General features: G+C 36.6%; 9 protein-coding genes. 6 read left to right on the forward strand and 3 right to left on the reverse strand.

All coding sequences use genetic code 11. The features are described 5' to 3' along the window. Positions 1–148: 148 nt before the first annotated feature. Entirely contained in the window at positions 149–1,357 is a 1,209-nt protein-coding gene (locus ACH2CJ_RS18350; protein ID WP_394995016.1) for a phage integrase SAM-like domain-containing protein, read from the forward strand. Between the two features lie 217 nt (positions 1,358–1,574). Here the strand turns inward: ACH2CJ_RS18350 and ACH2CJ_RS18355 are convergent, their stop codons facing one another. From ACH2CJ_RS18355 to ACH2CJ_RS18365, 3 genes are all read right to left on the reverse strand, one after another. Beyond that, complete coding sequence (locus ACH2CJ_RS18355) at positions 1,575–1,922, reverse strand: hypothetical protein (protein ID WP_394995018.1); 348 nt, start codon at positions 1,920–1,922, stop codon at positions 1,575–1,577. A gap of 184 nt (positions 1,923–2,106) precedes the next feature. After that, complete coding sequence (locus ACH2CJ_RS18360; RefSeq protein ID WP_394995020.1) at positions 2,107–3,651, reverse strand: hypothetical protein; 1,545 nt, start codon at positions 3,649–3,651, stop codon at positions 2,107–2,109. Positions 3,652–3,662: 11 nt separating this feature from the next. Then, positions 3,663–5,276 carry a hypothetical protein gene (locus tag ACH2CJ_RS18365; protein WP_394995023.1) on the reverse strand — a complete coding sequence of 538 codons (1,614 nt, stop codon included), beginning with the start codon at positions 5,274–5,276 and terminating at the stop codon, positions 3,663–3,665. 190 nt (positions 5,277–5,466) lie between these two features. Between ACH2CJ_RS18365 and ACH2CJ_RS18370 the strand changes: the two genes are divergently transcribed. The 5 genes from ACH2CJ_RS18370 to ACH2CJ_RS18390 form a co-directional block, all read left to right on the forward strand. Then, a complete protein-coding gene (locus ACH2CJ_RS18370; protein ID WP_394995025.1) occupies positions 5,467–5,967 on the forward strand; it encodes a hypothetical protein in 501 nt (166 codons plus the stop codon). Then, on the forward strand, positions 5,943–8,894 hold the full coding sequence (locus ACH2CJ_RS18375; RefSeq protein ID WP_394995028.1) for a hypothetical protein: 2,952 nt from the start codon (positions 5,943–5,945) through the stop codon (positions 8,892–8,894). The genes ACH2CJ_RS18370 and ACH2CJ_RS18375 overlap by 25 nt, the downstream gene beginning before the upstream one ends. Before the next feature lie 9 nt (positions 8,895–8,903). Beyond that, positions 8,904–10,931, forward strand: a complete 2,028-nt coding sequence (locus ACH2CJ_RS18380) for a hypothetical protein (protein WP_394995031.1) — start codon at positions 8,904–8,906, stop codon at positions 10,929–10,931. Between the two features lie 5 nt (positions 10,932–10,936). Next, entirely contained in the window at positions 10,937–12,436 is a 1,500-nt protein-coding gene (locus ACH2CJ_RS18385) for a hypothetical protein (protein WP_394995034.1), read from the forward strand. Between the two features lie 106 nt (positions 12,437–12,542). Further along, positions 12,543–12,970 (forward strand): hypothetical protein (locus ACH2CJ_RS18390; protein ID WP_394995035.1); only part of this gene is annotated, 428 nt, incomplete at its 3' end.

Consider the following 12,970-nt stretch of genomic DNA (forward strand, 5'->3'; position numbering starts at 1 on the left):
GTCACGGATCACTGTTTTGATAAAATTTGGTAAAACAGAAAGCCACTCAAACAATCGTTTAGTGGCTTTCTTACTTTATGACAACTCGCCACAGCTTACCACAGATTGAAATATTTTACAGGGATTTTTACAGAGAAATTCAGAGAAAATGAAAACAATCACCTTCAATGCCGAACTGGACTCTTACCAAAAAAAAGACGGCACCCATAACATCATGATTAGAATCTCGCAGTATGGCAAACATAAGCGAGTTGGGTTAGGGTATTCTATTGAGAAAAAACACTGGAATTATGTTGATAATACGGTTCGCAAAACACATTCAATGTCGTCAATGTTGAATGACCTAATTAAAATTAAAATTTCAGATTTAGACAAAAAGTATTTGGGAAGCCGACTACAGAACCAAAATATTACTGCTCGTCAATTACAATCAGGATTACGAAATAATGTATTAGGAGGTAATTTTTTTGAATATGCCCGAACTGTTATTGATAGATTTGATAATATAAATACTCGTGATTCGCAATTAAGCGTACTGTCGGGCCTAAAAGAATATCTTGGTTCAGAAGATTTATACTTTGCTGATATAACCTATGATTTTCTCGAAAATTATAAGGCATACTTGAAAAAACAAGGTTTAAGTAAAAATACTATCTGGTCAAAAATGAAGACCATGAAGGCAAGGTATAATAATGGAGTGAAGTCGGGAGCTTTTAAGCCAGACATTAATCCATTTGGTTTGATTGATATGAGCAAGGCTAAGTCTAAGCGTGTGAGATTTTCGGAAGAACAAATAAAGTCAATAGAAAATTATAGCCCAAATGACAATTCAGTAATGTTTCATGCTAAAAATATTTTCATGATCTCTTTTCTACACTGGGGAATTAGAATTTCAGATTGTTTGACATTGCAGTATCGTAATATTAAGGATGGAAGATTAACTTACACAGCAATTAAGACAAAAGAAAGCCAAAAAGACTTCAACATCAAGATACACACACGGGCTGAAAAGATATTTGAATATTATCTGTCTCAGAAATATAAGCCTACCGATTATATATTTCCTTTCATGCGAAAGCTTCCTCGATTACATACTGATGAAGAATTCAACAAAATGATTGGTTCAAAGACAGCACTTATAAATAAAGAGTTATCAAAAATTGCAAGCATATTAGGTTTGCCAAAATTCTCTACAAACACAGCACGTCATTCATTTGCCGAACTCACAAAACAAAAAACAGGAAGTAAGAAAACAGCTTCCGAAGCATTAGGTCATAGTTCTGAAAAAGTAACTGAAGCATATTTCAATGCAGCTTCCGAATACAAGAATGATGAATTGAGCGATAAAGTATATTAATTTGCTATCAAAATTTCATTCCTGATGAGTTGCTGCACAAACTCGACATTAAATTTTGATAGCAAAAGTTTTCTTCAGGGAGGTGTATTTCGTGAGCTCCTGTCTTAATCAAGGTTGACCAACTTGTTTTTTGATAGCAAAAAAACAAAAAACGCCCTCAAGTAATTTACTTGAGGGCGTTTTGTTGTACAATTCTATACCTTAGTTTTCTAAACAATTACCTGGACAAAAAATTGCCACATAGATAATTGGATTCTTGAAAATGCTCGAAGTCTGTAATTTGTTTAGTTTCAGCAATGCCAGCAGAAATTTGTACTGGTGGCTTGAAGGCAACTACCTGAAAACCTTCGCAAGTTTTTGGAGTAATGAAACTAATTGCCAACGCCTGAGGTGCGAACACATCGAGCGGGCTTAGAATCATCGCATCAAAATTAAATTCGAATGTTGGCATCGAACATTCTTTCTTTAATTCTAACTTTCCAAAAGCTTGGTCCTGATTTTTCGGGCTTGCAAATGTCAGTAAAGATATACTGAACAAAAGCAAAATTGAAAGAATCTTCTTCATTTTGATAATTTGGAGTTTTTGGGAATATTCCCGTTTGGATTTCAAATATAGATAAAATCTAACATAATCGAAAAGTAATAAATTTTATTTATTTACATTATTAATATTAGTGTGCTAATTGTTAGTTTAACAACAAATAATACTCAAATATTTTTTTAGACTATAGTTCAAATTCCTACTTAAATTACACAATTGCATCTTTATCTGCTGCTCCAGCATCGGTTGGATAAGTTCGTGTGAAACCAAAACAATCAATCGTAATTCCACCTTGTTGGCTACTAACCAAATTTCTTCCTGAACTTGCATCACTAAGATAAAAAGGACGACTTGTAGTTGCATCAGGATTTATTCGAGTAGTAGTTGTGATGGCAGTTGTAATAACAAAAGCACTATTTGCTCCTAAATTATACGTACTTCGATAGGTAGCAGGAGTTATTTTTGCTCCTGTTGTATTAATCTGAACTTCTACATTTACCGCAACAGGTGTGGTAATGTTATCAACGATTTTTAATCCGACATTATATGTGCCAGCACTACAAAACACGTTAAAGTTTTCTGCCAATAAATCTTGTGCAATGCTCGGAGTATAACCATACTGGCGAGTGAAAACAATACTACAAGGGTTGTATGAACCACTTGATTTGAACAAATTTCCGATCATTCTAACTCGTGCTAACTTGTCTGTATTAATAGGGATATCGCCAGTATTGACATATATAATACTATTATAGTATAAGTATAAATCTCTAATATTAACGAGATTGACTAACGTTTTCCCTATGGTGTCAGCATTTGGTTTTACGAATGTGTTTTGAATCGTAAGACCATCAACGTTTGTTATACTAATACCTTGCTGATTTGTAAGCCCCCGACATCCAAAATTATCGCAAATCATTTTGTCAATCAATACATTTTTACCTGATTCAATCTGAAATAACGATTCACTCGTATTATTACATACAAAATTTCGGACAGTCAAATTTAACGTTTTCTTAAGAATTAGCATGCCCATAAACCCACTACTATAACCAGTAACATTGCCTTTGTTAAAATTGTCAACAAGGGTAACATTTTCGATTAAAATGTTTTTCATATCATAATAAGCATCAGTGCGGCTGTTAAAATCACTCGTTGCGGTTACAACAGGATTGTCGCCATTTCCTAATCTAAAACTCCCATTAATTGTGTCTTCAACAACCGAATCCCTGATTGTCATATTTTCAATAATAGCAGTTGTATTACCGCTACCATCTTGACTACCCGTTGCTCTCATAGCACAATATCCTCGCTTAAACTTCATGTTAGCATAAGTAATATTTGCAGTATTGGCATTTTGTCGAACGATACAACCTGCAACATCATTAATATTTGCATTATAACAATTAACTCCATTCCATTCGAAATTACTCATGCTTGATAGCAACACAGAAGGTAAAGCATTTTGAGCATCTATAATAGGCACTGCACCTGCTTTAGCTTTTACTCTAAAAAGATTTGCACCATTTGAAAAGTTAAATGTAAGAATACTTGTAATAGGAAATGTATCACTTGTATTAAATTGCAATGTTGTTGGTGCTGAAATTGAATAAGTTGACAAATAGGTCATCATCGAACTCAAACTATCAGTTTCATAAACAATTACGCTCGTGGTGTCGTTTATAAGTGATAATTTATATGCCGTTGCGGTGCCTTTATTTGCGTTTGCCAAAATGCCAGGAATTACTAACATGATTTTTTTTATTAAACTGTTAAATCTCCACTTAGATACCATGTATCGGTCGCTTTTTTTATTAGAGTAGCAATGCTATATCGGGCGGCAAGTTTAAACCGATTTGCACTACTATTAATCGTAACACCTGATGCTGGAGTTATGGTTGTTTGACCTACATTTAGTTGTGAAACTAATAATACAGTGCCTATAACAAAATTAACACTGGCATTTGAAGGAATTGTTACAGTATTTGCTGTAATTATATCAGTTTCAATCATTTTATTTGCATCACTTAATACAGCTGTATGGGAAGCTGTTTGAGTGTTTATCAAAATCAAATCTGTTGCATTAGTACCAGCAGCACCCGTCGCTCCAGTTAGCCCTGTTGCTCCAGTTGCACCAGTTGCTCCAATAACTCCTTGAATGCCTTGTGAGCCAGATGCTCCTTGCGGGCCAGTCGCACCAATTGCACCAGTTGCACCTGTTGCACCTGTCAAACCGATTTCTCCTTGAATACCTTGAATACCTTGTAAGCCTGTTGCTCCTTGTGGACCGATTTCACCAGTTGCACCAGTTGCTCCCGTTAAACCTGTCAAGCCGATTGGTCCTTGAATTCCTTGAATACCTTGTAAGCCAGTAGCACCTTGTGGCCCTGTATCACCAGTATTACCTTTTCCAAATGCAATAGCAGCACTCCAAATCCCTGGTGTTGCAGTTTGACGAATATATAGATTACCGCTATCAGTTGCTAAATAACTAAACCCAGCAGCTTGAGAGTCGTAAGTACTTCTTGCGGAAAATATCCCAGTTGCATTTACGATAAATGAAGTTCCATTAGCTCCAGCTACACCTGCAATGCCCTGAATTCCTTGTAAGCCAGTCGGACCAGTTACTCCATTTGCTCCAGTTGCACCTGCAACACCTTGCGAGCCTGTTGCTCCAGTTGCTCCAGTGTTACCAGTCAAGCCAGTACTGCCCTTGAAATTACTGATTAACGACCAAGCCCCACTAAGTTTTTTATACACATTATTATTAACTGTATTTAGGAAGAAGTCACCTTCAATTCCTTCAGAATTTGATGGAGTACCTGTACCATTAAACCAAACCGTACCACCACCACCACCACCACTTCCACCACCACCCGAACCTGCTTCACCTCTAAGAGACAAGAGCCATTCCTGAGCTGTTCCAACAAAGCCGTTTTCAACCGCAATATTATAGGCTGATTTGCCCCTATAAGCATTCATCAAAATTTCACTTTCAACTAATGCTTCTTCAACAAAAGAAAGGCTTATTGTTACATCTGCGTAAGCAGAAGTAGAAGTATTGCTAAACGAATTGTTGTTTTCTAAAAAATGAACTTGAGTAGGAGAATCAGTTTGAGTTTTTCTAAGACCAAAACCATCTAAGTCTATCGCCGTAGATATCGTGTAAATGCCCGAAAGCTTTCGAGTAACTTCAGAACTGATTTGCCAGAGAAATATATGACCGTCTATTATAACGAGTTCGGAAGTACTCATTTTTGCCGATTGGCTATTACCGAGAGATATGACCAGCTCATTGACCGAGCCTATAATGTTTTCTGGAATAATAAGCTTAATAGTTAGGGAATCACCCCTGCTTAATTTTTTTACTACACCCATTATCTAAAAAAAGTTTAAAGTTTTGGCAGAAATATTTTTAAGTAAAATATAGATAATATCTAACAATTTCAAAAAGTATTCAATTTTGCTTATTTTTTCCACATTACAAATATTGTTGTACTAAATATTAGTAAGACAAGAATTTTTAATGTTTTTTTGTAAATACTTTTACTGTAAATGTCCTTGATTAATGGAGGCGATACGAATACCAATTACCCGCAATAATTTCGAGTTCTTAAATGTTTTTCACCCACAAGATTTCAAGTGTATTAACAATGATGATTTGGGAATGATTTTGACTTGTATCTACAAAGTACACGCTGTATATAATGTTAGAGACAATTCGGTAATAAAACGGGCTGAGTACCCATGTGATTTAAAAATCATTGTTAGAAACAATATTTTTGCTCAAACAAATAAAATTACCTTCACAGGCATTAGAGCCGTCAATAATAGGATTGATAAGTTGATAAAAAAAGAGCTATATATATATGTACGCAAAGGATTAGAAATTGATCCAAAACCAACAATTAGGTCGTTAATTGATAGTTTTTGTGAAAAATACAGTCTTACTATGAGTTCAAAAGATATTGTAGCTTTAGAACGCAATGAGCGAAGAAAAAGAGAAAAAAACGGCGAATTACTATACAAACGAAATGTGAAATCATGCCAATCCAAAAAAGAAGACTAAAATGTGACAACTTAGGAGAAATTAAGCGACTAAGGCTTGGTTTGCTTGTAGGCGTTGAAGATGCCGACTTTCAGTCAATGCCAAGCCAAAATATTGTTTTTAAGGCTGGCTCCGACTTTATGTATGATGCAAAAAAAACAAATTATGAATTTACAGATTTGGAGGTTTCGCAAGACACTGAAAATGGTATTGCAAACAGTGTTAATTTTTCCCTCAAAATCTATAATGACATTTTGGTTACTAACTACGACTTAATATATCGAAAACTTGAAGGTCGATTATTAGTTGCAGAAATCACCACTATGAATGATGCAGTAAGGGTTTTTGCACCATTAATGTGTAATTATTCGTATAAACAAGGCTTAGCGGCAAGCGACAGTTCGTATTATGAATTTAATTTCAGAAAAGTTGCCGCTATAAAATTTGAAGACTACATTTTTCCGAAAATACAATCAAAATTGGTGGGAACTATTACGAGTGATACTGTTGATAGTGGCGTGAGTAATAGGCTAATTGTTCGACACGCTGGTGATGGGGTTTATCCAAATATTATAAATAACTATAAAGCTGGATTTTCGTTATTAAACGATATTTCAACAGTATTGAATTGGTATTCAGTTGCCAGCCTCGTTGCACAGCAAATAATTATTCCAAATGCACCGAATAACACAAAAGTTTTTGTTTTTTTAAAATCAAATTTCAGTAGCAGTGAATTCGATTCTAAAGAATATACAATATCGGTCTTGAGTTATTCTATTAGAAGTAGAATGATTTCACTTGAACCTAATAAGCCCGCCGCTGCCGACCTTCAAGAGTATGATGCTTCAAACGTAGCCCTCGAAGATAGTTCAGGAGGTGGCGTGAGTACTGCCACTATTATTATTTCTCAACAATTAATAACCAATATTTTGTCAGGAACGGGTGGGAATGCCATCAATTTTACGTTACCAACTCTGACTGGCGGCGAAACCGATACCAACAACCGTACATTGGTAAGTATTGGTGTGGGAATAAGTATCTTCAAAAATGGGGTAGCCTTGTTGGCGGGTGCTACATTTACCAAAACTGATATTATTACTTTCGCAGTTTTGGCTGGAATTCCCACTACTAACAATTATACATTGCTGTCTTACAAGGCACAAGGAACATTATCGGGCGATAGCAATACAGCACTGGTAATTGGCAATATTTCGCAGGTAACAAATACAAATCAAGCATTTGAGCTTACCACGCTACAAAATATCATTGATGCAAATCCTGATGTGCCTATCAATCGTTTTAATCTCAATGATTTTCCATCAACGCCAGTGCAAGCTCGTGGCGACTATGCTCTAAGGCTTATCAATGCCGATTCAGCTGAATATCTTGACTCAGGAGCAATTCAATTGAAGGCTTTAGGCTTGGCAACTGGTTTTAACAATAACCGTTTGCACTCGAAAGCCGAAATTACTGCTGAAGATAGAAATATTTGGATTGTGTATCTTGGAGATTTTGCAACTGGAAAAACAGAAGCACAATTGGAGATTGAAGGAGGTAACGAATTTCTAATAAAATACAACGGCAACGTCGATAAAAACGGCGTAAATGTACATTTCAGGTATTCAATGGTTGATATTGAAGAATATAGCTTTGATAATGGGCTTACGAAATGGACGATAGAAAAGGCACGGGCTTTTATGCGTGGCTTTCAAAACAAAGCATTAGAGTATATTCCGAATCATGTATATATTCACTATGGTCTTACCATTTCTGGCTTCCCAAGTTGGGGAAGTGGCTTTGGATACGATGGCGATAATGTACCAGAATACAAGAAATATTTACCATATGCAAAACCAAGTTCAGTAGCAAAATATAGAAAGAACGAAGGCTTAATCACTGGTTTGGCCGACAAAGGCGTACTTTTTAGTATTGCTCCTCAATACCTGAAAGCTCCCTTGGTAATGACCCAGTTGATGTATAAAAAAGTGGGCGGAAACTTTGTATTAAATGCCGAAGGCGACCGAGAATTAGTAGATATTGACGTGGATGAAACCTACCGAGGCATAACTCACCGATGGAACACCAAACAACCAGGTGCCGCTCCCGATATTGAGGGCAGCGTTATAAAGAGGCATTTTCATGAATTACATTTAGGCATTTGGGGAATCCCGATGATATATTCGCAATGTGTATATTCGATGCAAATGCTTGCCAATGAAATGGGACTTGGATATGACGTAAGTAATATGCCCGCTCAAACGAAATATGGCACAGTATTGATTGTGCGAGATACACTTGAAGCTAATAGTTGGCAAAATACGTATCGACCACAAGACCATTATAGTTCAAAAGCAATGGCATTGATGGGCTTTATTATTGCACGAAATCATTATTGTTATGGTAATCTATCAGGAACTTATGGCTTAACTAATAATGGGTCAGGTGTATTTCAAGCAGTAAATGAAGGCAATAATATTTATGCGGGCATTGAGCCGTATTCTATTAGCTCAGGTACAGGATTTCATCCTTACCACAACGGTAAACAAAAACAGGCTTATGGGATTTCTTATAACATGAAAAAATTAAGCCGTGATTATGGCTTTGGTGCAACTACCGATAAGTTGCTACTATTTACCGACCCGCAAAACTTTCAAATACGTAGCGAAATAGTAGCCTTTGGTCTAATGCAAGGTAGTAATGTGTATTTGGCTTGTTTATGCACGGAGCTTGAAATTGATGAAGCAATCAATGTGAAAGTAAGCAATCGAAAAAATGGTGTATCGGTTTCATTCTTTGTACCTGCTAAAAAAATCATTGACAGAGTAGTAGAATTTCCGACCAGCGATGTGTACGAAACCAAAGACATTTTCATAGAATATACCTCAATCAGAGGGGTATTTGTGAAAGTAACAGGCAATTTAATGTTCCACGATGTTAACCCAACTTAATAATTAACAATGAAAAAAATAATTCTTTTAGTTTTCTTGAGCATATATAGCTTCGCTCAAGCACCACGTACAGCACGAACGTATAGAACGCTGACTGAAGCTTGTTTGAGAAATCAACCTGGCAATGGTAATGCACCCGAAATGTTGAAGTTTTACGCAGAAAAAGGCGGGTTAATCGTTGGAAAAACGCTATGGTCAAATAATACAGTTGGCAACAGACTGAAACTTCGTCCTGGCAAATACTACGTTGTGCAAGGAAATAAAGCCATGACCGTTGATTTCTTTGGAAGAATAGATAATATAATCGGCTGTGAAAGTGGCACAATTATTCCAACTGAACCACAAAGTTATATTTTAACAACGGTTCCGAACAAAATCAATTGGACACAATTTGGCAATTTTCAAAATACCTTTGGAACGGCTCAATATGGTGTTGGCTCACCACGATTTAGCAATGAAACTGGGTTTCCAAACGACCCTATTTCGCACGGATGGACACATGTCGATTCTCCTGGCATTAATTCGAAGGCTAATGTAGGGCTTGAAAAAGGCATAAAATATGTCGATGTTAATACAGCATTGGATATGCAAATAGTAGCTGAATTGCTGGATGAAGGCAAAATGGATGCCGTTGGACTGCGTACTTGGGCCGAAAACCTTGGTTCGGTGTCATCACTGACGGCATACGAAGCAGGTCGGAAACTATATTATACGGCTTGGAGTGGCTGGTCTCCAACAGCGAATAATTATGATGTGATAATCGGTGTTCCAACACTTGTCGAACAAAAATGGACAAATTCAGCCGACCAAAGGGGCAGAATAATGGAAAGGCTGATTGCTGGGATGAAAACCGAAGCTACTGCAACTGGTAATTACTTCTTACCACAGATTCAGAATTCGCAAGTAAATGCGTGCGACGGTGGAGTAATAGCAAACTCTAATACGATCCCATTCTCTGATTTGCGTTTCTTTCCAAATTACTCAGCAAGTGAAATTTTGGGGTTCAAAACTCTAAAGCCAATAGCTCAACGATATTTGTCTCAAACAGGGATTCAGGTAATTGATAAATTCAATTTTCGAGTGCCCTATCCGATGACAGAAAGCCTTTATAAAAAGAATTTGGATGGAAGTTATATTCTGGTTTCGGGCAAACGAGTTCCACGGGATACTGATTTTAACGAAAATCAGTATGGAAAAACGGTGAACTTTTATGCTACGCCAAAAGATGTAAGTTATTATACTGGCACTGAGTATTTCCCAGAAGTGTGGTACGCCGCTTTACAACCTTTTGCCTTGTATTCGCACCTTATATTTAGCCGAATGGGGCTTAATAATTTTTTCAATTCAAATCCGATTATCACCAATAGAGATGCTTTTTCGGCAGAGTTGACAGCAACTTTCAGTGAGGAAACCGAAAGCAATTATTTTGCAATGAGTACTGAAAGCCGACCAATTGCACCCTATTTGGCTGAATTTCAAATATATGCAACATATTTGACGGGCATCAAAAACTTTCAGATTCAAACTAATTATGGTCGCCGTGCGGCAATTAACGAACCCGAAGGATTTAAGGTTAGGCAATACGGCGAAAACTATGAGCATTTGAAAAACAATACCTTCATTGATATTCCAAAACACTGGGGAACTTACGAAGTATATACCAATACTTTAAAATATTTGCAATCTGTTCAAAACAGTTATAACATTTTTTCAGGCTCTGAAAAATACTTTCAATGTACTGCTCCGAGCGATAAGACAAATCAAGTAATGATTTTTGGGATAATTTCAGGTAATAACTTACTTGTTTTTGGTACGGATTCGAGGTTGGACAAAACCGAACAAATAACTGTAAATCTTACCCTGAGTAATCAAGCAGGTTTTTTGAAAACATTCAATATCAAAGGCAGACAGCATTTTATTAATGTTTTTCAGCTACCCGTAAGCAGCTATACTACGACTAATATTCAAGTTGAATATAATGACTTATATGGAGCGAAACACAAACATACAGGCAACCTTGAAAACCCAAACTGGTAAAAAAAATGAGACTTGACCTACCCACGCACTGTATAACTTATACAAATGGCGTTAATTATAGAATACCAATCTACTGGGAGTTGTATCAAAATAATCAACTTATCAAAAGTAATTTTGCAACAACCGGTGGAATGTACAACGACATTCTTCAGGATAATTATAATAATCATCCCGATGGCAGCTCAATGGAACTTCCAGTTGGTTTTACGAATGTTTATAGGTTCAAATTTTGGCATTTAGGCAAAATCAATCTACCAATTTTACTGATTTGTTTTGCTGGTAACTCTTCAAACACAAACAATCGCTCTGGTATGATAGACAACAATGCCTATCAAGTTGAGATGGGCAGTTACAAGCAATTCGATTTTATCTTAACAAATAACCCAGACAATTACTCAAAAATAAATTGTAATGCGGGTTGGATTTTGGAAGATGGTAGCTTCACTTATAATATTCCGTCACCCATAACATTACAAGATGTTACTGGTTCGAATGAAATAGATCCATCAACAGGATTTCGCCGAATTGTACCAAAACTTGGGCATAGGCTAAGAGATAATGTAAGTTTGGAGTGGTTTAATTTAGCCACTACTATATCTACTGGAGCAAGAATACAAAATGTGCAAACTTTAGCTGGCGTTGCTAATGTATTTTACATTGAACCAATTATAGTACCACCACCCCCAGTAGGCACGCAATACCATCATTTTAATGCAGAAGATTATTTCGATGTTTTCAAAAACCCTGCGGTGCGTAGCCCAATCAAATTTTGTTTTGGAGCACCAACGGACGTGTTGGCAACCGTAGAAACACAGCTGATGCGAAAGCAAGAAACAGAATTAGCATTGTGTATCCAGCCATTTGATGCTGCCCCATATATTTTTAGAAAGAACAATTTGCCTGGCAATTCAGAAATAATTGATGGCTATTTGTTTTCAAAATCAGATAGTGTTTTGGGTTCTGCCTTTTGTGTTGTGTTCACCAATCCGCTTAGCAGCAAAGTGGGATGTAGAATAAAAGCAAAAAAACACAGTGTCTGGAACAGGGATGCCAAAATAACTATAAAAAGCGGTATTACAGAATCAATAATTGAACATGGAATTACTGACAACTTACTGCATATTGTAGATTATATTACTGCTGCTGCTGCAAGCAAGGTTTATGTTTTTATAGAGCAAACAACAGGATTGGTTATTCAACCATTTCTTGGATTAAACTTTTCGGCGGAATTCTTCTGCGAAAAAAATGGTGAAATAGTTGAGCCATTCCTTTATAAAGAGGATGCCGCCCTATATTTGGGTGATAACGAAGTGAAAACAACCTTGTTTGAGACATTCACAAGCACCACTGATTTTGCCGATTTAGGCACAATTTCTGAAAATGCTTGGCAACCTAATAATATTATAAGCATACCAACCGCAGGCGTTTATCACATTTATGGACGAGCAACTTTGCCAAACGGCGATAAGAAAGTTGCCAAAATTCGTTCGTTTACACAAAGTTAGTGCTGATATATTTATAAATAATAATAGTACCAAAAGCCTGTTGATGATATCGACAGGCTTTTTTTGTGTCCTTCGAGCATCAGAATAATAGTTAGAATTTCGGAGTATGATAAACTCAAATCATATCTCTCAATTACTCAATTCTCCGTGGGCAATCACAAACGGAGCAATAGAGGCTTTTCTTATTTCGGCAGCAACACAACTCCAAAATAACATAAAAGCCGAAATGCCCCAACCGTTTAGGATGAACGCCAAAGGGGAAATCGGCAATGGATCATCGAAAGAAGTATTAATCATTCCGATTGAAAGTGTCATAGTAAAGTATGATATGCCAGATGCAGGATTAATGGGTTTGAAATCGCTACAAAACCTAATCAATCAAGTAAACGCTGATTCGACACTCGTTGGAGCAGTATTATTTCACGAATCACCAGGCGGAACGGTGATGGATTTGGCAGAAACCGCCGACATCATTAAAGCTTCAAAGAAACCTATTGTCTCATATATTGAAATGTCATGCTCGGCTTCGTACTA

This window comes from Emticicia sp., from assembly GCF_043780375.1.
Taxonomy (GTDB): Bacteria; Bacteroidota; Bacteroidia; order Cytophagales; family Spirosomataceae; genus Emticicia.